Genomic DNA, 20,419 nt, shown 5'->3' with positions numbered 1-20,419 from the left:
AACGGCGAGTGGCAGGAGAGAAGGGACACCAAGACCCACCAGCAACGACGGGTCGCCTGCGCCAGTCGGGTCGGCTTCACGGCTGGGTGTGTTGCTCGGCGGCGTCGAACGCGGGCGCGAGCGGGGCCAGCGCCGTGCGGAGCTGGTCGGCCAGTGAGCCGAAGGGCACGACCAATCCTCCGGCGGCGAGACTCTCGGCGGCCTCCGTGTTCCCGGCCGGCCGGAGCCAGCCTTCGAGCGCGATGCGAACTGCCGCGGCCACGCTTGCCGCGAGGACGCGGGCCGTGTGCGCTTCGGCGTCGTCTAGGCGTTCGGCGATCACCGCCGTGAGAGGGGGCTCGATGCCTGCGGTGGTCTCGAGGAACGCGTCGCGCAGCGCGGTCTGGGTGGTGATCAGCAGCAGCGCCTTGTGTTCGCGCTCGCCGGTGTTCGTGTACTGCTCGATCACTGCTTGGGTGACGGCGTCAGCCAGGCGCACTCCTGCGGGCCGGGCCGCGACCGCCGCCGCGATGCGCGCCTCCCGGTCTGCGGTGACGGCAGAGACGATCGCCTGCTCGCGGCTGGCGAAGTAGTTGTTGTAGGTGCGCGGCGAGACCCCGGCCGCTTCGGCGATGTCCTCGACCCGCACCTGGTCCGGTCCGCGCTCCTCGGCCAGGCGCAGGGCCGCCTCGCGTAGCGCCTCGCGCGTGGCCTGCTTCTTCCGCTCCCGCAGCCCTCGTGGTGGTGTCGTCACGGTGCCAGCGTCCCACGCAGGGCTACACACGCCCAAGTTGCGCGTACGCAAATTTGCGTACGCGCACCTTTTCTGGCAGTCTCGGCTCGACCGAGACCGACAGAGAGGACCTCACCCATGCGGGCAAGAGGCATGACCTACGACACTGGATTCGTCGTGCACGACCAGATATCCCGCGAGCACCTCGACCCCGAGGTGGTCCGGCGCGAGCTCGGCATCATCCGCGACGACCTGCACTGCAACGCGGTCCAGATCATCGGCGGCGACCCGGATCGATTGGAGCTGGCCGCCGGTGCCGCCGCCGAGCTCGGCTTGGAGATCTGGTTCTCGCCCTATCCGCTGGAGCTGGATCCGGAGCAGATCCTCATGCTCTTCCGCGACTGCGCCGAGCGAGCGGAACGGCTCCGGCAGCAGGGGGCCACCGTCGTGTTCGTCGCCGGGGTCGAGCTGAGCGTGATGAACCGCGGGTTCCTGTCCGGAGAGAGCCCCGAGGAGCGGGTCGAGCAGCTGATGAGCCAACCCGAGCGGCAGGCTGAAGCGATGCGCGAGCTCGGCGTGCGCATCAACGCATTCCTCCGCAAGGCCGCGACCACGGTCCGCGAGCGCTTCCAGGGCAGACTCACCTACGCATCCATCCAGTTCGAGCAGGTCGACTGGACTCCCTTCGACATGGTGACGTTCGAGCTGATCCGCTCCGCCGAGGTCGCCGACCGGTTCCGGGACGCGGTGCGCGCCCTGGCCCAAGGTCCGAAGCCGCTCGCCATCACCGGGTTTGGCACCGCGGCCTACCGCGGCGCGGGAGACCGCGGTGGACGGGTGCTGGAAGTGGTCGAGTACGACCCAGAGACCAAGGCTCCTGTACGGCTGAACGGCATATACGAGCGTGACGAGGCCGGCCAGGCCGCATACCTGAGCGAACTGCTGGAGATCTTCGAAACCGAGGGCGTGGACAGCGCGTTCGTGTTCCTGTTCGCCTTGCCTGGCTACCCGCACCGCCCGCGCGGCGACCCCAGGCACGACCTGGACCGGGCCAGCCTGGGCATCGTCAAACTCCTCGAAGGGTGCCGGGGACAGACCTACCCCGACATGGAGTGGGAACCCAAGGCCGCCTTCACAGCAGTAGCGCAGCGGTACCGGAGGTGACAGGCCCCGCGACGGTGGCCACGGCTCGGAATCTGCACTGCGCCGCAGTGTAGATTCGCGGCGGGCTGGTCTTACGCTTTCCACTCATGACCTCAGACCAGATCATCACCGGCACCGATGGTTGGGGCTCCCTGATCGGTGCCCGCTTCGTTGACCCAGAGGAGTGGGCGGAAGAGTCACTGGAGTACATCTCCGATGAGCAATCGCACCTCGAACCGCTGTTGGAGGGGCTGACTCTGGCCGCCGACAACGACGGGCTGATCCTGAAATTCCAGCACGCCAAATTCTATGAGGGCCCGCTGTTGGATGCGGCGCCCGAGGAGACTGATGTGTGGGATTGGCCGATGACATGGGATGAGCTCGTGGCGTTGCCGCTGACGGAGTTGATGCTTGAGTTGGTGAAGGCCGGCCTGTTGGCGATGCGCAGCAACGGGGACTTGATGGACTATCGACTTACCCTCCCTGCGGAGGAAGAGACAGACGTGGAAAGCGAGCGGGAGGAGCCAGGATGGCGCCTGCCTCATCGGGTGAACATTGATCCGTTGGGCGGGACGCGGTTGACGTTTGAGGGTGGTTCGGCTCGTCACGACGGCCTATTGGTCCATCCGGTTGTCCGGTTCGACCTTGGGGTCACCGTGGGTCGTGACGGCCTGGCTTTCTCCTATCGGGCTTTACTCACGGATGAGCAGGTGGATTCGCTGCTTCATGCGTTGTTTCAGGCAAGGGAGGACGCGCGCCTACTGGCGACTCAGAATGGTTGGCACCCTTCTCAGGGTAATGTCGGTTCGTCCCGTACGGACCCGGACCTGGTCCCTCCACCGTTCTGATCGGCTGTTCGGGTTCGGGTTCGGGCAGTGGCTCGCGCCGTGGTGGATGCGCCCCGCCGTGCGGCCGTCCAGGGACCTGACCGTCGTTCAGCAACAGGTGTGGCTTATCCCCACGTGGCCCTGGCCCGGTTGCTGGCCGACGGCGCAGTCCACCGTCATGCACGTCCAACTGGCAGGCGCGTACGCAGACGAGATCAATTAGCCTGGGCGGCATGCTGTTGGCGGCTGGCCCGGTGCGCTCTCTGGGCGCAGCCTCACACTCCCGCCTGCGCTTCGGGGAGGGTCCGAAGGACAAGCCGGGGTGGGCCGGCCGGCGGCTGCTCTGGCTGGACGAGCAGCCGGCCTTCGAGCTGAGCTACTGGTGCGGCACGTGCCCATGCCTTTTCGAGCGTCTTGAGGGCGCCACGTCCACATGTTCCGTCGAGGACGTCGAGCGTCGCCTGGTCGAGGGCCTGAGTGGCATCGACGAGCAGGTGCTAGCCCTGTTCGGCTCACTGTTGCCCCGTGCGCGGTACCTGCCGTTGTTGCTGCGCATCCAGCCGCGCCTGGTGCGTCCGGCTCAGGCCGGCGACTACTTCGCGGAGGAGCAGGTGGCGACCTGGGGTGTGAACAGCTTCTGGGGGCTGCCCGAGCATCCCCGCACTCCCTACTACCGGACGTACGAGACCTCGGTCGATGAGGATGCGCATCTCTACGAGTTCGTCGTGCCCATGGTTCCGCCGTCGTGGAACGGGGAGGAACGGGTAGCCCGGTACGCCGCCGAGCTGGCCCGTTCGGCGAAGCTGACCGCGGTTGCGGTCTCGACGCTCGACATCTGCGCACCAGCGGTCGAGCAGGGCACGGATCATCACGCGCACTGGGCGCTGACCCATTTTCTCCTCGACGGCCACCACAAGATGCAGTCCGCCGCCACCGCCGAGCGCCCCGTGCAGCTGCTGTCGCTGTTGTCCGTCGACGCGAGCCTTGCCTCACCGGAGGAAGTCGGCCGTACGCCGGCATTGCGCCAAGCGGCCCCTGCCCCGCGCCCTGCGCACTGAAACGGCATCTTCCCCCGCCGAGCGTCGATCCGGCGATCCACCCAGCCGCTACCGTGCTCGCGGCAACCTTCCTCCCCCACGTGTCAGGAGCCGGTCATGTCCGCGAGAGCCGCCGACCGGTCGGACCGTGACGACTCCGAGGCCCTGACCGTCTACATCCGGGAGCACCGCGCGGGTGGCTACCCGGTTCACCACGTCGTGCACCTCGGTTGCCGCCACTGCGACGGCAGGGCGTTCCGGGTCGCGGTGGACGACGAGGAAGGCTGTGCGCTCCTCCTCTGCTTGGGGTGCGGAACCGAGGCGGCCGTAGCCGACAGCGACGATTATCTCGACGACGCCGAGCTGGCGGAGTGCGCCTGTCCCTGCGGAGCTGAGTCCTTCGCCGTCGCCGTCGGGTACGCCCTGGCCGGCGATGGTGAGGTTCGCTGGGTCAGCGTCGGCCTGCGCTGCCTCGCCGACGGTGCCCTCGGCGTCTACACCGACTGGAAGATCGACTACGCCCCCACCGCGCATCTTCTCCCGTCCGCCACCCCCGACCGGCAGTCAGCGCCGACCGGTAGTCAGCGCCGACCGGCAGTCAGGGCCGCCCCGAGCCGGCAAGTGTCCACCCAGGACTCGGGAATGATCTTCTTCACGATTCCAAGCCATTGATAAACGTCACTCGTATCGACTTGGATGAGCGGGCATCGTCCCGGTGGGAACGCTTCCACCACGATTCCAGGAGATCCCCTTGCCCCGATCCCTGCTCCGGACGCGCCGGCCACGCGGTCTCACCGTCGCCGCCACGGCCCTCCTGGCCGCCGCCCTCGCGGTGGTCCATTCCGCCCCCGCTCTGGCCTGGGGGCCCGGTGCCGAGCCCACGCAGCCGTACGCGCTGCCGGCCCTGCCCGACGTGCCCGAGCGCGGCTGCCAGTCGACCGTCGCCGACCCGGCCGCCCCCACCGGGGCGACAAACGCTCTCCAGGTGATCTACGCCTGGCACGACGGCAACGGCAACAACTACGAGGCCAACGTGGAGTACATCGCCAAGGTGGTGGACCGGATCGACTGGGCTCTCGACCAGTCGTCCAACTACGACCAGCATCTCAATCTGAGCTGCCGGACCGGGTACGACACCAGCACGTACGCCGGCTACGCCCGGTCCCTGGTGGTCCCCGAGAAGATCGACGCCGGGACCAACCCGAACACCCCGGCCAGCACGGTGCGCAGCGACCTGATCTCCGCCGGGTACCAGGACAGCAACCGGATCTACCTGATCTTCACCGACTTCGCGTCGAACTCCGACGCGTACCTCTGCCCCACCGGCGGGACCTCCAGCGGGACGCACTGCTCGGCGGTGACCGAATCCTGGACGGTGGGGGTCGGCGGGCACGAACTGTTCCACGTCCTCGGCGCGCCGCACGCCTGGTTCTCCGAGACAGGGCAGCCCTACTACCAGGACATCATGTACGGCTGGTGGGACAACTGGAACGTCGATCCGGGCTTCCGCACCTACTACGACCCGAGTGAGTTGTCCGCCCAGTTCTACATCGACAACCATCCGTCCTCGACGTTGGGCAACATCGCCAACCACCCGATGCTGACCGCTCCGGTCTGCTGCGACACCGGCGCCAGCAACGACCTGCTCACCGCAGAGCAGCGGACCGTGGAGGCGGCCACCCCGGGCAGCAGCACGTCGACGTTCACCTCGTCCGGCGGCTGGCACCAGGCCACCCCGGCCTGCGGCGTCGCCGCGAACTCATGCTTCTACTCCGACGGCCGCCGGTCGGTGCAGTTCAACACCTACAGCGGCCCGTACAACGCGTCGTCGATCGCGTTGTCGAGCCGCCCGGCGGTCACCCCCGGCCGGACGTACAAGGCGTTCGCCCGGCTGCGCAGCGCCACCGCCGTCGACGCGCAGCTCCAGCTCGCCTGGTACAACGCGGGCGGCACGCTGCTCTCCACCAGTTCCGGCAGCACCTCCACCGTCACCGGCAGCTGGGTGGAGTACCGGGTGACCGGCACCGCCCCGGCGAACGCCGCCAGCGTGCGGGTCACCGTGGCCGTGCCGAACCAGAGCACCACCGGCAACCATGCGCTGAACGTGGACAGCCTCCAGCTCAACGACTGCTCGGCGAACACCGGTGGGGTCTGCCGCTACGACAGCTGACCGGCCGTCCGAACCCGGCCGCGTCGGTGGTGCCGGCGGTACGCCCGGTCCCGCCGGTGGCGACGCCCATGTCGTCCACCGGCGGGAGCCGGCTGCCGGGCGTACGGCCGGGGTCGCCCACCGGCGGGAGCCGGCTGCCGGACGTACGGTCCGGGGCGGTCACCGCAGCCGGATGTCCTCGAGGACGGGGAAGTCGTACCAGGTCACGTCGAAGGGCGCCCCGGCCCCCGGCACCGCCGGGTAGAGCGCCCAACTCGTCGCCTGCGTGCCCGGCGCGAGGCTGAAGGTCTCACCGGCCCGCGTCGTGGCGCACCAACTGCTCTCGGCGTACACGGTCTGGTCGTCGGCCAGGACGATCTTCGAGGAGATCCGGTCGATCTCGGCGACCGGGCAGGCCAACGGCCAGGCGATCAGCGCGTCGTTGCGATACCTGAAGTTCAGCTTGATCTTGTTGTCGGTGACCTCGGCGCTCACCAGCGTGACGCTCAACGACAACGCGTCGTAGACCACCTTGTTGATCTGGTACGTCCCGGGTTCCGCCTCGGGCGACTCGGAAGGCTCCGGCGACTCGGAAGGCTCCGACGGCTCCGACGAACCGGAGGACGCCGACGGCTCCGGCGACCCGGACGACGCCGACGGCCCCGGGCCGATGGCGGTCGGGGTGGGATCGGGCGAGCGGGACGCGTTGCGGTTGGCGAAATACGTCCCCCCGACCGCACCGACGACGGCGAGGCAGGCCATCACCGCGATGACGGCCAACGTACCGGCGTGCCTCTTCTCCACGGCGGGCTCCGACTGCTCAGGGGGCATTGGCCGTGAAGGTAGCACCGCTGTCACAGCCGACGGCCTGCCGTCCGCCCCGATGCGGTCGACCGGCGGGGAGCAGGGGCCGGGACCGACCGCCGCACCCGCAGCGCGGCCGGTTGCACGAAGATCGCGCGCCGGGCGACCGCGTCGCCCTTCGCGTTCAGTTGGTAGCCGTCGAGCCACAACCAGCCGTCGTACGTGACCCGGTCGAGTACCCGGATCACCCGGAACAGGAACGGCCGGACGAACTGCACGCTCGTCTCCCGGGTGACCTCCACCAGGTCACCGGCACGAAGTGCCACCCCCGCCGTCCCCGGAACCAGTCTGGCCGGGGTGGGACGCGACCTGGGCGGCGGGCGGCTCGCACCGGTCCCGGGCGGGGTCATCGCGCCTCCCCGGGCCAGTGCATCCGGCGGATCGGGATCCGGTGCCGGATCCGGCAGGGCAGGTCCGCACCGCATCGACAGGTCAGCCGCCGGAGGATGTGGTTCCACACCGGCCGGTGTCGCCGTGCCAGCGTCAGCGCGGTGGCGGCCAGGTACTGGTCGTACGACACACGCATCGGGCGTCCTCTCCGGGAATTGGCGTCGCAACGCCCGATTGCCGTTGGCGGCGAGTGCGCCCGGCGGGCCGACGGTGACTCCGATCTCGCGTCACCGACATCTGCGCGACGCCCACAGAATGCGATCCCGGCACCACCTTGCGCAACGCCCCGCGCCACCCCTAGCCTCGATTCCTCCAAACGCGCGATGAATGGGAGAGAAATGCACGCGGGAAGAAACGTCCACTGTTACAGGAGGAATGTGGTGATGTTGCATGACGGATGAAACAAGCGGTTCCACCGTCCCCCGCCGCCAGCTCGGTCGTCTCCTCACCGAGCTGCGGGAGGAGGCCGGGGTGAGCCTGGACGCGGTGGCCGAGGCGCTGGACTGCTCCCGGCAGAAGGTCTGGCGCGTCGAGCGGGGGCTCGTTCCGGTCCGGGTCGTGGACGCGCGGGTCATGTGCGAGTGCTACCGGGTCCCGGCGGACGTCACGGCGATCGTCGTCGGCCTCGCCAAGGAGACCCGCGCGAAAGGCTGGTGGCATTCCTACGGCGACGTCGTCCCGTCGTGGTTCTCCCTCTACGTCGGCCTGGAGTCGTCCGCGTCCGTGCTCCGCCATTACGAATCTGAATTGATTCCGGGGCTGCTCCAGACCCGCGAGTACGCCGACGAGCTGTTCCGCCGGAAGAATCCGCACCTGAGCACCGAGGAACGGGAGAAGCTGGTCGCGGTGCGGTTGCAGCGGCAGCGCATCCTCGTCCGCCGGCTGCCCAGCGCACCGGTCCTCACGGTCGTCCTCAGCGAGGCGGTGCTGCGGCGCCCCATCTCCGACCGGGCGGCGATGGCCGACCAGCTACGGCACCTGCTCGACGTGGCCGCGCTGCCGAACGTCCACCTCCGGGTGCTCCCACTCGCCGCCGGCCCGCCCCTGGCCAGCGAGACGGGCACCTTCGTCCTGCTCGACTTCCCCCGGGCGTTCGGCCGCGCCTCGTCCGAGCCGACCACGGTCTACGTCGAGAACATCACCGGCGCGCTCTACCTCGACAGGCCGGCCGAAGTCGCGGCCTACGAACACGTCTGGCGCGACCTCGAAACACGCGCCTCCACTGAGGCAGAATCAGAGAGATTGATCAAGTCGATCATCGAGGAGCATCATGACTGATCTTGCCGGTGCCGTCTGGCGCAAGAGCACCCGCAGCGGCGGAAGCGGTGGCAACTGCGTCGAGGTGTCCCACCACCTGCCCGGTGTCGTCGCCGTACGCGACAGCAAGGACCCGGGCGGCCCCGGGCTGGCCTTTCCCACCGAAGCGTGGTCCGCGTTCCTGCGCGGGCTCCCCCGGCGCGGATAGCGGGACCAGGGACCGGGTTCGTGCTGGTCGCGCGGGCCCCGGCGGCTGCCGACAGACGCGGCAAGCGTCCTACATTGACGTGCATCTGCACGCGCGTTCCCCTGGACCAGTCCGAGCGCCATGAAGTCGGGCATCCCGCAGGGCGCCAAGTCGCAGATCCAGGTCGGCGACCTCCTCGCCAAGAACGGCCATGTCACGGTCTACCTCGGTGACGGGGACGGCGACGGGGTGGCTTCGGTCCTGGAGGCGACCCCAAGTGGCAGAACGCCGACGGCACCTGGACGGGTGTGGTGATCAGCAGTGCCACGAACTACCTGAACAGCTCGGAGTGCACCGCCCACCGCGTTCCCGGAGTCTGAGTCCCCGACCGCCAGGAGCCCCGCAGTCGGCGACAGCGGGGCTCCTGCCTGCGGCGGGACCGGGGCTCGATCAGCAGCCGGCGGTCCGGGTGTAGTTCTGGGTCCCCCAGTAGAGCGCCAGGTTGCCGCTGAACCGCACCTTGATGTCGCTGCCGTTCAGCCGCTGCTCGTAGTGCAGGTGCGAGCCGCTGGAGCCGCCGCTGTTGCCCACGTACCCGATGGTGGTGCTGTAGCCGACGCTCTGGCCGACGGAGACGTTGAACCCGCTCAGGTGGGCGTAGTAGGTGGTGTAGCCACCTCCGTGGTTGATCCGCACGTACCGGCCGTAGCTGGTGTCACCGAGGTTGGTGACGATGTCGACCGTGCCCGGGGCGCTGGCCTTGACCGGCATGCCGTGATCGCCGGACCGGTTGAAGTCGATCGCGTAGGCCGGGCTGTGGTTGGTCCGGGTCTGCCCGGACCACGTCTGGTTGCACGGGAAGGGCGTCCGGAACGAGGGGGCCGCCGACGCCGGGGACGCCGGGACCAGGAACGTCGCAGCCAGCATCATGCCGGCACTGAGGGCACTCGCCAGACGGATCCGCATCCGAGACCTCCATCGTTATATCTGTGGATGTTTCGATGGATCATGGCAGAGCTGACCGGTCCTGGAAAGCTCCGTTTCCCGCGCGGCGTGGTCGTACCGCGGATCCACGGTGGCCCGATGGCGGAGATTCCGCTGCTCCACCGCGCCCGGCTCAGCTGATCGTCCGGACAGCCGTCCAGCCGGTGGCGGGCATGCCCCATCATGATCCGCATGTTCAAGATCAAGGGCCACGGGCACGGGCACAACCGCAAGCGGAAGAGCAGGCACCTCGACGGCTGCGACGGCTGCTCCGGCTGCGACAACTGCGACGGCCCGGACTGCTGCAACTTCGGCCTCTTCTCGTTCCTGCTGACGCTGGGGGCGACCACGGCCTCGGCGGTGCGCGCGCCGGTGGCGGACCGGGCGGGCCGGGCGGCGATCCTCGGCTACCGGCGCTGGCTGTCGCACCGCTGGCCCGGACAGTGCCGGTTCACCCCCACGTGCAGCGGGTACGGCCTGACCGCCGTCGAGCGGTACGGCCTCGCGGTGGGCGGCCGGATGGCCGCCGACCGCCTCCGCCGCTGCCGGCCGGGCGTCCCCCGGGGCACCCACGACCCGGTGCGCTGATCCGGCACCGCGACCGGGACCGTGGGCGGTGCTCGGCTCCCACCCTCCCGCGCCGGTAGCATGCGCGGATGAGCCGGCACGCCGACCCGATCGAGGCCATGGAACGGTTCCTCGCCCGGACCGCCCCGTACGACGACCCGGCGGGTTCCCCGCCGACCATCGTGGAGCTGCGCAGCGGCCGGCTACGGGGACGGTTCGAGCTGACCGACCGCCAGGTGGCGGCGCTGGCCGAGGCGCTGGACGCCTGGCACGACCCGGACGACGCGGGACGCTGCGGGCAGTGCCACGGTCGCCTCGGGCGTGACCTTCGCTGCCGGGACTGCGGCCACCTGGACGGGATCTTCGGCGCGACAGTCGCGCAGCACGCGGCCCGGGTCGCCGGGCGCGCCGACTGACCCGACGTCACCACCGGCGCCCGGCCGGTCACCCGTGGTATCGTCCGGCGTCCATCAGCTGTCGAGCGCCCGTACGGATCCTGCTGGAAGGACGCCTTCCCGATGCCGGCCGTCCTCACCCCGTCCTCGCCGGTGGGTGCACCGGACCGGCCCGCCGACGTCCCGGTCCCGGCGGGCCCGGCCGGCGACGCGCTGAGCCGCGTCTCCACCACCCTGCCGGTCATGCTCCGCCTGACCTGCGGCCTCGCCGGGGCGGTCGCTGCCCTGGCGGTCCGCACCCCGCCGGTCGAGCCGGTGCCGCTGGTCGTCGCGGTCGTCGTCCTCACCGGCTGGTCGGTCTGGTTCGCCCGGTCGGGCACCCGGTCCGGGCTCACCCCCGGGCTGATCGGGGTGGACGTGGCGTTGACCGTGGTCGTCTGCCTGCTCGTCCCGCACCTGGTCGCCGCCGAGGTGCTTCCCGGTGAGGTGAGCTGGGTGGCGATCCTCGCCAGCACCTCGGTGATCGTCGCCCAGCTCGCGCTGCGCCCCCGCTGGGCGGTGCCCGCCGGCCTCCTGGTCGCCGCCGCGTACGCCCTCGGGGCCCATCGTGCCGGCGACGACGTGGAGGCCGTCGCGCACGCCACCACCCTCGTGGTGCAGACCGCCTCGGCCACCGCGCTCGCCGTGGTGCTGCGCCGCAGCAGCCGCCGGGCGGACGCGGCGTTCGCCGAGCGGCAGCGTGTCCTGCGGGAGGCGCTGATCGCCCGGACCGCCCGGGAGACCGAACGCCGGCAGAACCGGGACCTGCACGACACGGTGCTCTCCACGCTGACCATGGTGGGTCTGGGTGCGGTCCGCTCCGACTCCCCGCTGCTGCGCGCGCGGGCCGCCGCGGACCTGCGTACCCTCGCCGCCGCCGGGATCCCGGCGGACCACGACGTCAGCGCGCCGCCCCGGGGCGACGTGACCCGCCCGACGGTGGACGAGTGGCTGCGCGAGGTGACGGGTCGTTTCCCGGAGCTGCCGGTGGCCCTGGACCTCACGCCGGGCGTCACGGTCCCGGCGGCGGTGGCCGCCGCAGTCGCGGAGAGCACCGCCGCCGCCCTGGCGAACGTGCTGCGGCACGCGCCGGGCGCGGCGGTACGACTGCGCCTGTCCCGGCTCGCCGGCACCGTCGGGACCAGGGACGCGCCGACGGCGGTGACCATCGTGGTCGAGGTGGTCGACGACGGGCCGGGGTTCGACCCGGCCCGGGTGCCGGCCCACCGGTACGGGCTGCGCGAGTCCATCCGGGGCCGGATGGTGGCGGTGGGCGGACGGGCGGTGGTCGACTCGGCTCCCGGCCGGGGCACCCGGATCCGGCTGGAGTGGCCGGATGCGGGCTGAACCGCCGACCACCGCCCCTCCGCCACCGCCGACCACCACCTTTCCGCTACCGCCGACCACCATCCCGGTGCCGTCGACCGTCGACCCGGTCGCCCTGCCCGCCCGGGTTCCGTCGCCACCGGCCGTCGGGCTGGCCGGCGCGGTGGCCAGTGCCTCCGACCGGGGGGCCCGGATCGCGGCCGTGGTGATCGCGTACGGCTGGCACCTCCTGATCAGCCTGCCCGCCATCCTGTTGAACTGGACCGACCTGCGGTGGCCGTGGGTGGTCGGCGGAGGCTGGCTGCTGGTCGCGCTGGCCGGGGCCGTCGCGGCGTGGCGGCTGCTGCGCGACGCGCCGCTGCCGGCGTGGCCGCTGGTGGTGGGACTGCTGGTGGTCGACGCGGCGGTCTTCCCGGCCAGCGGCGAGGCGTTCCTGTTCGCCTCGGCGAACTGGGGCTGGGGCACGGTCGGTTGGTTCGCGCTGCTGTTCCTCTGGGGACGGCCCCTGCGACAACTGGTCGCCACCATCGCCGCAGGTGCGACGATCGCGCTGGTCGCGGTCCTCGCCGGGGGCGCGGACGCCGCCGACCTCAGCCGTTACGCGATGTACGTCTACGGCGTGGCGGTGCTGCCGCTGGCACTCGCCGTCGGCGCGGCGACCCTGACCACGCTCGCCGCCGAACGTGCCCACGCCGCCTCGGCCGGTGCCGCCGTGACCGCCCAGCGGCTCGCCGCCGCACATGCCCAGCGGGAGCGGCGGGAACGGTTGTCCCTGGTCGACGCCACGGCCGGGGAGGTCCTCGCCGACCTGGCCGCCGGCCGGGCCGACCCGGGTGACCCGGCGGTGCAGCGTCGCTGCGCTCTCGCCGCAGCTCGGCTGCGCCGGTTGATCGCCGAGTCCGACGACGTGCCCGACCCGCTGCTGCACGAGTTGCGGGCCAGCGCGGACCTGGCCGAGCGGCGGGGCGTCGTGGTGGACCTGGTCGTCGTGGGGTCCCCGCCGCCGTTGCCGGTCCAGGTGCGCCGCCGACTGGTCGAGCCGCTCGCCGCCGGCCTGGCCGGTGCGCGGGAGCGGGCCCGGCTCACCGTCGTGGCCGGACCGGACAGCGTGGAGATCGGCTTGATCGTGCCGGGACGGGGCATCCTGGAGGAGGTCACGTCCGGCTGGACGGACGACACGGTCGGGTACGAACACGAACACGACGGGGAGGTCGGATGGACGCGGACCCGGTGGCCGGCCCGGTGAGCGGTCCGGTACGCGTGGCGATCATCGACGACCATCCCGTGGTGGTCGAGGGGATCCGGTCGTGGCTCGCCGTCGAACCACGACTGACGGTGGTGGCCACCGGGGACGATCCCGACGTCGTGCTGCGCGACGCCCCGGACGCCGACGTGGTCCTGCTCGACCTGCGGCTGCACGGCCGGATGGCGGTGGACGGCGTCGCCGGGCTGAGCGCGGCGGGACGGCGGGTGGTGGTCTACTCCGAGCACACCGATCCGGGGACGATCCTCGCCGTGCTGGACGCCGGGGCGGTGGCGTTCCTCGCCAAGCACGAGGGACGGGAGCACTGTGTGGCCACGTTGCTGGCGGCGGCGGACGACCGGCCGTACGTGCCGCCCGCGCTGGCCGGCGCGATGGTCGGTGACCCCCGTCCGGACCGGCCGGCCCTGTCCGACAAGGAACGGGAGGCGCTGCTGCTCTGGTTCCAGTCGATGTCGAAGGCGTCGGTGGCCCGCCGGATGCGGATCAGCGAACACACCGTGAAGCAGTACGTCGACCGGGCCCGGATCAAGTACACCCGGGCCGGACGTCCGGCCGCCACCAAGTCGGCGCTGCTCGCCCGGGCAATCGAGGACGGTCTGATCCGTCCGGAGGAGATCGGCGTCTACCAGTCGTACGCGTCGTCCGACCGGCCGACCCCCTAACGGGTGTCATGACACCGGCCCGCCCGGCCGGGAATTCTCGACGGCAGACCGCCCGCACGCCGTGGCCGCCGGGAGGCCGTGATGACATCCGACGACGGATCCCCGTTCTTCATCGCACCGCACCGGTTCGACGCCGACGGGACAGCCGACCAGCCGGTGCTGGACCGGCACCACGAACCGGTCCCCGAGCCGGGTGAGCGGGAGCTCGCGCGGCACCGGCTGACCCTCGCGGGCCACCTGCTCGGCCCCGCCGTCGACCGGCGGCAGTGGTCGCTCACCCAGGCCGCCAGCGTGACCGTCACCGACCGGCGGATCGTGCACGTCTGCGGTGACCTCGCCCTCGCCCCGGTCGGCACCGGCCCCCGGCACCGGCTACGGGCGGCCCGCCCGGCGAGCGGGCAGATCCGCTGGCAGTGGCCGTCCCGGCTGGAGCTGCGTCCGACCGCCCCGGACGGGACCGCCGACCTGCTGGTGGTCTGCGACGCGCTGCGGACGATCGCGCAGCCCGCGCTCGCCCTCGGCGGTCCGGCCCGGGAGATCGCCACGCTGGCCCGGCTGGTCCGGCGGGCGGTGGCCGCGTTCCGGCTGGCCAACCCGACGGTGGTGGAACTGTCGGCGGCCGAGCGGGACGTCCTGCTGCGCCGGGCGGGCACCGGGTCGGTGGCACGCGGCACGACAGTCACCCTGCCCGGGTCGCTGCCGGTGGAGTTCCTCAGCCGGGACGACTACTACCACCCCGCGTCGGGCCGGCTCCGCCGGGTCAGACCGGCGGGGCGACCGGCGGCGGGGCATCCCGGGCCCGCCTGTTGACCGGTTGGTCCGGTGCGGTCAGGGGGTCCGGGCGGGGCGCGGTGGCTTGCCGTCCAGGATGTCGGCCTCCTCCGGGGTGGGCGCGGTGCCGCCGAGGTGCGCCGGCTGCCACCAGGCGTCGTCCGGGCCGGACGGCTGGTCCGGGTACTCCCGCTGGGCCCGGTCGACCAGGGCGACGAGCCGGGCCTTCAGGTCGGCGTTCATCTTCCCGGCGTACTCGTAGTCGGCCGGGTCCAGCGGCTCACCGATCAGGATGGTGATCGGCACGTGCCGGCGGGTGAGCGTACGCGGGCGGCCCTTGGTCCAGAGCCGCTGCCCGCCCCAGAGCGCGACCGGCAGGACGGGCACCCCGGCGTCCTTGGCCATCCGGACGGTGCCGCTCTTCAACTGCTTGATCACGAACGAGCGGCTGACCGTCGCCTCCGGGAAGACGCCGACCACCTCGCCGCGCCGCAGTGCGTCGACCGCCTGGTTGTACGAGCCCGCGCCGGCCTCCCGGTTCACCGAGATGTGCCGCATGCCCCGCATCAGCGGGCCGGAGACCTTGTGCGTGAAGACCGACTGCTTGGCCATGAAGCGGACCAGCCGCTTCGACTCCTGCGCGCCGAGACCGCAGAAGATGAAGTCGAGGTAGCTGACGTGGTTGGCGGCCAGCACCGCCCCGCCGGTACGCGGCACGTGGTGCGCACCCTCCACGGTGATGCGCAGGTCGAGGACCCGGAACATCGTCTTGGCGGCGGCGATCACGGGCGGGTACACGAGTTCCGGCATGTCGCGACATTACCCTGCCGGCCGGTTTCGGAAGCCTGGCCGACGGCGTCCGCGACGGTCAGGTCGCCGCCGCGCGGAGCCGTTCACGGTCCGGTCGCGGCGGCGGCCCGGTTCACTCGGGGTGGTGCTCCACCCGCAGCCGGCCCCGGGCGAAGGCGTCCACCCGGCCCCACCGACCAGGGATGTCCAGCACCTCGATCCGGCCCATGCCGACCGGCAGCCGGGGATCCACCGCGAGGTGCCCCTCGTGCGGCTCGATGCCGAGCATCGTCCGGATCAGCAGCAACGGGGTGCCCGTCGACCAGGCCTGCGGGGAACACGCCGTCGGATACTCCACCGGGAACTTCGTCAGGTCCCGGTGGTAGCCGCCGAACGCCTCCGGCAGTCGCCCGTCGAAGTAGCCGGACGCGGCGATGATGCCGTCGGCGACCTGGGCCGCCTCCTCGGCGAAGCCGTACCGGCGCAGGCCCCAGGCGATGAACGAGTTGTCGAACGGCCAGATCGTGCCGTTGTGGTAGCCGATCGGGTTGTACCGGGCCTCCCCCTCGGCGAGGGTGCGCACGCCCCAGCCGGAGAAGAGCCGGGGCCCGACCAGGTGCTCCGCGACCTTCGCGGCGCGTTCCTCGGTCACGATGCCGCTCCACAGCAGGTGCCCGATGTTGGAGCTGAGCGTGTCGACCTGCCGCCCCTCGACGTCCAATGCGATGGCGTAGTACTCGCCGTCCTCCACCCACCACTCGCGGTTGAAGCGTTCCTTCAGGTCGGCGGCCTCCCGCTCCAACTGGTCGGCGTACCCGGGGTCGTTCCAGAACTCCCGCGCCAGCCGGGCGGCGCGCATCTTCGCGTCGTACGCGTAACCCTGCACCTCGCAGGTCGCCCGGGGGAAGCCGGGCAGCCGGCCGTCACGGTAGGAGATGGAGTCCCAGGAGTCCTTCCAGCACTGGTTCTCCAGGCCGGTGTCGGTGTTGCGGCGTTCGTACCAGATGTAGCCGTTGCCGACCAGGTCGGCGTAGTCGTCGATCCAACGCAGCGCGGCCCGGCTCTCCCGCTCCAACTCCCGGACCAGGTCGGCGTCCCCGGTCCACTGCTCGTACTCGTCGAGCAACACCACGAACAGTGGGGTGGCGTCCACCGAGCCGTAGTAGGGCGAGTGCGGTTGTTCCTCGAACGCGGCCGTCTCGCCGTACCGCATCTCGTGCAGGATCCGACCGGGGTCCTCGTCCCGGAAGTCGTCGAAGCGGCTGCCCTGCAACGTGGCGAGGACCCGCAGCGTGGTCCGGGACAGCTCCGGCGTGAAGGGCAGCGTCTGGAGGCAGGTCAGGATGCTGTCCCGGCCGAACATGGTCATGAACCAGGGCAGGCCGGCGGCCGGGAGCGCCCCGGGCACGGAGGTCGGCACGAACCGCAACGCCGCCAGGTCGACGAGGCTCCGCTGGTACGTCCGGGCGAGCGTCTCCCACTCGCAGTTCACCTTCGGCGCCCGGGCGATCCACTCCTGGAGGTCGTGCTGGAGCGCGAGCCGGTCCTCGCCGTGTGCCCGCGCGCCGAACCGGATGTCCCGGCCACCCGGACCCAGGATGAGCGTGTGCACCTCGATCCGGGTGTGCCACTGCTCGTTGGGTTCCAACCGCACCGAGTACGTCAGACCCCGCGCGTCGAACCGGGCGGTCTCGGACGACGTGATGGCCGTCTCCCGGTTGAAGTTGCCGCGCCGGTAGCCCAGTCGGAGCCGGTCGGGCTGCACGTCGGTGTAGAACTCGCCCTTCTTGTTCAGGATCTCGTCCTTGACCTGGAACAGGTCGGCGAAGTCCGAGGCCGCCTCGATGCGGATCTCCAATTCCACCGGTTGCTCGTCGTGGTTGAGGACGGTCAGCTCCTCGCGGAAGCTGCCCCCGACCGCCCGCTCCCGGATGATCGACAGCTTCGCGTCGGTGTAGTGGGTGGCCGTTCCCGGCACCAGGAAGAACCGGGCCTCGTAGTACTGGAGGTCGTCGTAGGAGAGCGCGTTGAGCCGTTCCCCGTTGAGGGTCAGGACCCAGGTGGAGAGGTAACGCGTGTCACTGAAGAAGAGACCGGTCGGCTCGGTCGGCGTCGCCTCGATGTCGCCGGTGTCCTCGCAGACCACGAAGGTGTTTCCGTCGAGGATCCGGACCATGTTGCTCTGTCCCATCAGGACGCTCCCTTCGCGCCGACCCGCTGCGGCCCCCGGGTGCCCGGCGGGCTGGGGAAGATTCGCTCCACCTGCACCATCAGCCGGGTGCTGCCGGTGACCGTCAGGTCGCCGCGCAACAGCGACGCGATCCCGTCCTCCCGCCCGGTGACGATCTGCTCGAAGAGGTCCGGGCTGATCCCGATGATCGTGTCCGCCTCCCGGTCCTCCCGGTCGACCCGCAGCCGCCCCCGCTCGATGGCGAGCAGCCAGTGCGTCGTCCGCGCTCCTTCGTGCAGGTCGAAGCGGACCGTCCCGGACGTCTTCTCCAGCAACGGCTCGAATCCCCGCCGATTCAGGTCCTCGAAGAACCGAGTGATCGCGTCCGCCATCGGCGTCCCTCCCCGTCGTTCCCGTCCGGTCTCGGGCGGCGACGCTCCGCCGCCCGAGCAGGGTCCCCGCCAGGAAGCACGGCAATCTCACCCGGATCGGGTGAACGTCGTGCCGGGGCGTCGACGTCGGGCACCGCCCGCCACCCCGGGATCGTGCCGGGACGTCGACGTCAGGCACCGCCGGCCACCCCGGGCCCGCACGACCACTGCACGCGAACGCGCCGGCCCCGTGCGGGAACCGGCGCGCCGTGCACGCGACCGCCGTCGACGGTCAGTTGTTCGGGTCGTCCGCGCTGATGTTGGCGAGCACGGACTGCGGCTCGCGCTCGACCGCAAGATCACCGATGGAGATCAGGCCGATCAGCCGCCCGCCGTCCATCACCGGCAGCCGGCGTACGGCATACGTACGCATCAGGTCGGCGGCGGCCACCGCGTCGTCGTACTGGCTGACCGTGACCAGGTCGGTGCTGGTGATCTGGCGCAGGGTGGTGCGGTCCGGGTCCCGCTGTGCGGCCACCCCCCGCACCGTGATGTCCCGGTCCGTGACGATGCCGACCACGTCGTCACCATCGGTAACCACCACGTCCCCGATGGCGCTGTCCCGCATCTCCTGGGCCGCCGCGGTGAGCGTGTCGTTGGCATCCATGGTCACCAGACGGGTCGTCATGAAATCTCCGACGGTAGTCATGCTGCTCCCCTCTCGGTGTCGGCCCGCCGTCTACCCGTCCCGTCCCCCGGGTAACACCGGCCGAGGTCCCCGGACGTCGGAGTCACGCAGTCATCACAGTCCCCGGAAGCCGCAGTCCCGCAGTGATCACAGTCCCCGGACGCCGCAGTCCGCAGCGATCAGTCTCCGGGGATGCCGACCACCCGCTCGACGCGCAGCCGCAGCACCATCCGGCCCTGCTGCACCATCGCCCGCCGGTAGTCGTCCCAGTCCGGGTGTTCGCCGCGCACCGCACGGTAGAGCCCGACCAGTTCCTCGACCACCTCGTCGTGCGGATCGGCGGCCACCGGAGTCAACTCGCCCCGGACCTGGGCCGCCGTGTACGTCCAGCCGTCCCCGCTGCTGACGTGGAAGCTGGCCCGGGGATCGCGACGCAGGTTGGCCGTCTTGGCCCGGGTGCCGGTCACCGAGACGCGGATCAGGCGCTCCGCCCGGTCGAAGCTGTAGACCACGGTGGACTGCTGGGGACTACCGTCCCGCCGGATCGTCGCCAGCACTCCCAGCGAGTGGGCGGCGATGGTGTCGACCAGCTTGTCCTCGCGCTCGGCGTCCGTCACGGATTCCTCCAAAATCGGGTCGGCCCGTCTACCGTCTACACCCCTGCGGTCACACCCCATCCAACACGATCGACCTCGCATGCCGCCGAAGACGGACGGGCCACCCGGGTACGCGCGTGGCCACCCACCGGGACGGCGGGTGGCCACGTGAGCGGTCGACCGGGCACGTGCGGCCCGGGACGGGTCAGCTGTTCTCGGCGGCGATCAGCTCGGCGATCTGGACCGTGTTCAGTGCGGCGCCCTTGCGCAGGTTGTCGTTGGAGCAGAAGAACGACAGCCCGTGCTCGACGGTCTCGTCAGCCCGGATCCGACCCACGTACGTCGGATCCTGACCGGCGGCCCGCAGCGGGGTCGGTACGTCGGCGAGCGCCACCCCCGAGGCGTCGGCGAGCAGCTCACGGGCGCGCTGCGGGGTGATCGGCCGGGCGAAGCGCGCGTGGATCTGCAACGAGTGGCCGGTGAAGACGGGCACCCGGACGCAGGTGCCGGCGACCTTCAGACCCGGGATTTCGAGGATCTTGCGGCTCTCGTTACGCAGCTTCTGTTCCTCGTCGGTCTCGCCGGACCCGTCGTCGACGAGCGACCCGGCGAGCGGAAGCACGTTGAAGGCGATCGGTTCGGCGAAGGAGCGCGGCGCGGGGAACTCCACGGCGCTGCCGTCGTAGGTCAGCGCGGTCGCCTCGCCGGCCACCTTGCGGACCTGCTCGTCCAGCTCCGCCACGCCGGCCAGGCCGGCGCCGGAGACCGCCTGGTAGGTAGCGACGACCAGGCTGGTCAGCTCGGCCTCGGCGTGCAGCGGACGCAGCACCGGCATCGCGGCCATGGTGGTGCAGTTGGGGTTGGCGATGATGCCCTTCGGGCGGACGGCGGCGGCGTGCGGGTTGACCTCGGCCACGACCAGCGGCACGTCCGGGTCCATCCGGTACGCGGAGGAGTTGTCGATCACGACGACGCCGGCCTCGGCGACCCGGGGGGCGAGTTCCTTCGACGTGCCCTTGCCGGCCGAGAAGAGCGCGACGTCCAGCCCCCGGTAGTCGGCGGTGGCCGCGTCCTCCACGGTGATCTCGCCGTCGCCCCACGGCAGGGTGCGTCCCGCCGACCGGGCCGAGGCGAAGAGCCGCAGCTCGTCCACCGGGAAGTGCCGTTGCGCCAACACCTGTCGCATGACGCCACCGACCTGGCCGGTGGCCCCCACAATGCCGATCCTCAT

At 71.1% G+C, this 20,419-nt stretch carries 26 protein-coding genes; 15 read left to right on the top strand and 11 right to left on the bottom strand.

Going from position 1 to position 20,419, the window contains the following annotated elements; translation table 11 throughout:
- Positions 1–76 precede the first annotated feature (76 nt).
- Entirely contained in the window at positions 77–733 is a 657-nt protein-coding gene (locus ACIBJE_RS25750) for a TetR/AcrR family transcriptional regulator (RefSeq protein ID WP_396752581.1), read from the bottom strand.
- A gap of 132 nt (positions 734–865) precedes the next feature.
- On the opposite strand from ACIBJE_RS25750, the gene ACIBJE_RS25745 reads away from it, so the two are divergent.
- From ACIBJE_RS25745 to ACIBJE_RS25725, 5 genes are all read left to right on the top strand, one after another.
- Positions 866–1,876 carry a hypothetical protein gene (locus ACIBJE_RS25745; protein ID WP_396752579.1) on the top strand — a complete coding sequence of 337 codons (1,011 nt, stop codon included), beginning with the start codon at positions 866–868 and terminating at the stop codon, positions 1,874–1,876.
- Between the two features lie 86 nt (positions 1,877–1,962).
- Positions 1,963–2,703, top strand: coding sequence for a hypothetical protein (locus ACIBJE_RS25740; protein ID WP_396752577.1), 741 nt, complete (start codon positions 1,963–1,965; stop codon positions 2,701–2,703).
- A gap of 212 nt (positions 2,704–2,915) precedes the next feature.
- Positions 2,916–3,740, top strand: coding sequence for a hypothetical protein (locus tag ACIBJE_RS25735; protein WP_396752575.1), 825 nt, complete (start codon positions 2,916–2,918; stop codon positions 3,738–3,740).
- 96 nt (positions 3,741–3,836) lie between these two features.
- Positions 3,837–4,391, top strand: a complete 555-nt coding sequence (locus ACIBJE_RS25730; RefSeq protein ID WP_396752573.1) for a hypothetical protein — start codon at positions 3,837–3,839, stop codon at positions 4,389–4,391.
- A 79-nt stretch (positions 4,392–4,470) separates the two neighbouring features.
- A complete protein-coding gene (locus tag ACIBJE_RS25725; RefSeq protein WP_396752571.1) occupies positions 4,471–5,889 on the top strand; it encodes a hypothetical protein in 1,419 nt (472 codons plus the stop codon).
- 159 nt (positions 5,890–6,048) lie between these two features.
- Here ACIBJE_RS25725 and ACIBJE_RS25720 read toward each other — a convergent pair whose 3' ends face one another.
- From ACIBJE_RS25720 to ACIBJE_RS25710, 3 genes are all read right to left on the bottom strand, one after another.
- Complete coding sequence (locus ACIBJE_RS25720) at positions 6,049–6,672, bottom strand: hypothetical protein (RefSeq protein WP_396752569.1); 624 nt, start codon at positions 6,670–6,672, stop codon at positions 6,049–6,051.
- 50 nt (positions 6,673–6,722) lie between these two features.
- A complete protein-coding gene (locus tag ACIBJE_RS25715) occupies positions 6,723–6,998 on the bottom strand; it encodes a hypothetical protein (RefSeq protein WP_396752567.1) in 276 nt (91 codons plus the stop codon).
- A gap of 80 nt (positions 6,999–7,078) precedes the next feature.
- Positions 7,079–7,258: a hypothetical protein gene (locus ACIBJE_RS25710; protein ID WP_396752565.1), complete on the bottom strand. Its 180-nt coding sequence runs from the start codon at positions 7,256–7,258 to the stop codon at positions 7,079–7,081.
- Positions 7,259–7,512: 254 nt separating this feature from the next.
- Between ACIBJE_RS25710 and ACIBJE_RS25705 the strand changes: the two genes are divergently transcribed.
- The 3 genes from ACIBJE_RS25705 (at position 7,513) to ACIBJE_RS25695 (ending at position 8,881) form a co-directional block, all read left to right on the top strand.
- Positions 7,513–8,400 (top strand): helix-turn-helix domain-containing protein, encoded by an 888-nt coding sequence (locus tag ACIBJE_RS25705; RefSeq protein ID WP_396752563.1) that lies wholly within the window; start codon positions 7,513–7,515, stop codon positions 8,398–8,400.
- Complete coding sequence (locus ACIBJE_RS25700) at positions 8,393–8,587, top strand: DUF397 domain-containing protein (protein WP_396752561.1); 195 nt, start codon at positions 8,393–8,395, stop codon at positions 8,585–8,587. The genes ACIBJE_RS25705 and ACIBJE_RS25700 overlap by 8 nt, the downstream gene beginning before the upstream one ends.
- A 120-nt stretch (positions 8,588–8,707) precedes the next feature.
- The gene (locus tag ACIBJE_RS25695) at positions 8,708–8,881 is read left to right on the top strand and encodes a hypothetical protein (RefSeq protein ID WP_396752559.1); all 174 of its coding nucleotides are present in this window, start codon (positions 8,708–8,710) and stop codon (positions 8,879–8,881) included.
- Between the two features lie 135 nt (positions 8,882–9,016).
- Here the strand turns inward: ACIBJE_RS25695 and ACIBJE_RS25690 are convergent, their stop codons facing one another.
- A complete protein-coding gene (locus tag ACIBJE_RS25690; RefSeq protein WP_396752557.1) occupies positions 9,017–9,532 on the bottom strand; it encodes a M23 family metallopeptidase in 516 nt (171 codons plus the stop codon).
- A gap of 27 nt (positions 9,533–9,559) precedes the next feature.
- Here ACIBJE_RS25690 and ACIBJE_RS25685 point away from each other — a divergent pair, with 27 nt between their 5' ends.
- The 7 genes from ACIBJE_RS25685 to ACIBJE_RS25655 all read left to right on the top strand — a co-directional run bounded on the left by ACIBJE_RS25685 (position 9,560) and on the right by ACIBJE_RS25655 (position 14,613).
- Positions 9,560–9,691: a hypothetical protein gene (locus ACIBJE_RS25685; RefSeq protein WP_396752555.1), complete on the top strand. Its 132-nt coding sequence runs from the start codon at positions 9,560–9,562 to the stop codon at positions 9,689–9,691.
- Positions 9,692–9,742: 51 nt separating this feature from the next.
- Complete coding sequence (gene yidD / locus ACIBJE_RS25680) at positions 9,743–10,138, top strand: membrane protein insertion efficiency factor YidD (protein WP_396752553.1); 396 nt, start codon at positions 9,743–9,745, stop codon at positions 10,136–10,138.
- 68 nt (positions 10,139–10,206) lie between these two features.
- Positions 10,207–10,533, top strand: a complete 327-nt coding sequence (locus ACIBJE_RS25675; RefSeq protein ID WP_396752551.1) for a hypothetical protein — start codon at positions 10,207–10,209, stop codon at positions 10,531–10,533.
- Positions 10,534–10,635: 102 nt separating this feature from the next.
- Positions 10,636–11,898, top strand: coding sequence for a sensor histidine kinase (locus ACIBJE_RS25670; protein ID WP_396752549.1), 1,263 nt, complete (start codon positions 10,636–10,638; stop codon positions 11,896–11,898).
- A complete protein-coding gene (locus ACIBJE_RS25665) occupies positions 11,888–13,123 on the top strand; it encodes a hypothetical protein (protein WP_396752547.1) in 1,236 nt (411 codons plus the stop codon). The genes ACIBJE_RS25670 and ACIBJE_RS25665 overlap by 11 nt, the downstream gene beginning before the upstream one ends.
- On the top strand, positions 13,093–13,803 hold the full coding sequence (locus ACIBJE_RS25660; protein WP_396752546.1) for a response regulator: 711 nt from the start codon (positions 13,093–13,095) through the stop codon (positions 13,801–13,803). The genes ACIBJE_RS25665 and ACIBJE_RS25660 overlap by 31 nt, the downstream gene beginning before the upstream one ends.
- Before the next feature lie 81 nt (positions 13,804–13,884).
- Positions 13,885–14,613: a hypothetical protein gene (locus ACIBJE_RS25655; RefSeq protein WP_396752545.1), complete on the top strand. Its 729-nt coding sequence runs from the start codon at positions 13,885–13,887 to the stop codon at positions 14,611–14,613.
- A gap of 18 nt (positions 14,614–14,631) precedes the next feature.
- Here ACIBJE_RS25655 and ACIBJE_RS25650 read toward each other — a convergent pair whose 3' ends face one another.
- The 6 genes from ACIBJE_RS25650 to ACIBJE_RS25625 all read right to left on the bottom strand — a co-directional run bounded on the left by ACIBJE_RS25650 (position 14,632) and on the right by ACIBJE_RS25625 (position 20,419).
- On the bottom strand, positions 14,632–15,384 hold the full coding sequence (locus ACIBJE_RS25650) for a lysophospholipid acyltransferase family protein (RefSeq protein WP_396752544.1): 753 nt from the start codon (positions 15,382–15,384) through the stop codon (positions 14,632–14,634).
- Positions 15,385–15,496: 112 nt separating this feature from the next.
- Positions 15,497–17,554 (bottom strand): glycogen debranching N-terminal domain-containing protein, encoded by a 2,058-nt coding sequence (locus ACIBJE_RS25645; RefSeq protein WP_396752543.1) that lies wholly within the window; start codon positions 17,552–17,554, stop codon positions 15,497–15,499.
- On the bottom strand, positions 17,554–17,925 hold the full coding sequence (locus tag ACIBJE_RS25640) for an SCP2 sterol-binding domain-containing protein (RefSeq protein ID WP_396752542.1): 372 nt from the start codon (positions 17,923–17,925) through the stop codon (positions 17,554–17,556). Before ACIBJE_RS25640 ends, ACIBJE_RS25645 begins: the two co-directional genes overlap by 1 nt.
- 271 nt (positions 17,926–18,196) lie before the next feature.
- Positions 18,197–18,613 (bottom strand): CBS domain-containing protein, encoded by a 417-nt coding sequence (locus ACIBJE_RS25635; RefSeq protein WP_396752541.1) that lies wholly within the window; start codon positions 18,611–18,613, stop codon positions 18,197–18,199.
- Positions 18,614–18,771: 158 nt separating this feature from the next.
- Entirely contained in the window at positions 18,772–19,269 is a 498-nt protein-coding gene (locus ACIBJE_RS25630) for a PPOX class F420-dependent oxidoreductase (protein WP_396752540.1), read from the bottom strand.
- A gap of 124 nt (positions 19,270–19,393) precedes the next feature.
- A complete protein-coding gene (locus ACIBJE_RS25625) occupies positions 19,394–20,419 on the bottom strand; it encodes an aspartate-semialdehyde dehydrogenase (protein ID WP_396752539.1) in 1,026 nt (341 codons plus the stop codon).

Source organism: Micromonospora sp. NPDC050187 (assembly GCF_044459745.1).
GTDB lineage: Bacteria > Actinomycetota > Actinomycetes > Mycobacteriales > Micromonosporaceae > Micromonospora.
Note: the sequence above shows the minus strand (reverse complement) of the source record. Positions and strands in the feature narration are given on the sequence as shown.

Bases quoted from the DNA above. Each gene is read 5' to 3' on its own strand.
- ACIBJE_RS25645 (WP_396752543.1), bottom strand. From the start codon at position 17,554: ATGGGACAGAGCAACATGGTCCGGATCCTCGACGGAAACACCTTCGTG.
- ACIBJE_RS25655 (WP_396752545.1), top strand. From the start codon at position 13,885: ATGACATCCGACGACGGATCCCCGTTCTTCATCGCACCGCACCGGTTC.
- ACIBJE_RS25675 (WP_396752551.1), top strand. From the start codon at position 10,207: ATGAGCCGGCACGCCGACCCGATCGAGGCCATGGAACGGTTCCTCGCC.
- ACIBJE_RS25685 (WP_396752555.1), top strand. From the start codon at position 9,560: ATGTTTCGATGGATCATGGCAGAGCTGACCGGTCCTGGAAAGCTCCGT.
- ACIBJE_RS25740 (WP_396752577.1), top strand. From the start codon at position 1,963: ATGACCTCAGACCAGATCATCACCGGCACCGATGGTTGGGGCTCCCTG.
- ACIBJE_RS25735 (WP_396752575.1), top strand. From the start codon at position 2,916: ATGCTGTTGGCGGCTGGCCCGGTGCGCTCTCTGGGCGCAGCCTCACAC.
- ACIBJE_RS25700 (WP_396752561.1), top strand. From the start codon at position 8,393: ATGACTGATCTTGCCGGTGCCGTCTGGCGCAAGAGCACCCGCAGCGGC.
- ACIBJE_RS25625 (WP_396752539.1), bottom strand. From the start codon at position 20,419: ATGAGGATCGGCATTGTGGGGGCCACCGGCCAGGTCGGTGGCGTCATG.
- ACIBJE_RS25660 (WP_396752546.1), top strand. From the start codon at position 13,093: ATGGACGCGGACCCGGTGGCCGGCCCGGTGAGCGGTCCGGTACGCGTG.
- yidD (WP_396752553.1), top strand. From the start codon at position 9,743: ATGTTCAAGATCAAGGGCCACGGGCACGGGCACAACCGCAAGCGGAAG.
- ACIBJE_RS25665 (WP_396752547.1), top strand. From the start codon at position 11,888: ATGCGGGCTGAACCGCCGACCACCGCCCCTCCGCCACCGCCGACCACC.
- ACIBJE_RS25630 (WP_396752540.1), bottom strand. From the start codon at position 19,269: ATGGGGTGTGACCGCAGGGGTGTAGACGGTAGACGGGCCGACCCGATT.
- ACIBJE_RS25695 (WP_396752559.1), top strand. From the start codon at position 8,708: ATGAAGTCGGGCATCCCGCAGGGCGCCAAGTCGCAGATCCAGGTCGGC.
- ACIBJE_RS25670 (WP_396752549.1), top strand. From the start codon at position 10,636: ATGCCGGCCGTCCTCACCCCGTCCTCGCCGGTGGGTGCACCGGACCGG.
- ACIBJE_RS25745 (WP_396752579.1), top strand. From the start codon at position 866: ATGACCTACGACACTGGATTCGTCGTGCACGACCAGATATCCCGCGAG.
- ACIBJE_RS25640 (WP_396752542.1), bottom strand. From the start codon at position 17,925: ATGGCGGACGCGATCACTCGGTTCTTCGAGGACCTGAATCGGCGGGGA.
- ACIBJE_RS25690 (WP_396752557.1), bottom strand. From the start codon at position 9,532: ATGCGGATCCGTCTGGCGAGTGCCCTCAGTGCCGGCATGATGCTGGCT.
- ACIBJE_RS25730 (WP_396752573.1), top strand. From the start codon at position 3,837: ATGTCCGCGAGAGCCGCCGACCGGTCGGACCGTGACGACTCCGAGGCC.
- ACIBJE_RS25635 (WP_396752541.1), bottom strand. From the start codon at position 18,613: ATGACTACCGTCGGAGATTTCATGACGACCCGTCTGGTGACCATGGAT.
- ACIBJE_RS25705 (WP_396752563.1), top strand. From the start codon at position 7,513: ATGACGGATGAAACAAGCGGTTCCACCGTCCCCCGCCGCCAGCTCGGT.
- ACIBJE_RS25710 (WP_396752565.1), bottom strand. From the start codon at position 7,258: ATGCGTGTGTCGTACGACCAGTACCTGGCCGCCACCGCGCTGACGCTG.
- ACIBJE_RS25650 (WP_396752544.1), bottom strand. From the start codon at position 15,384: ATGCCGGAACTCGTGTACCCGCCCGTGATCGCCGCCGCCAAGACGATG.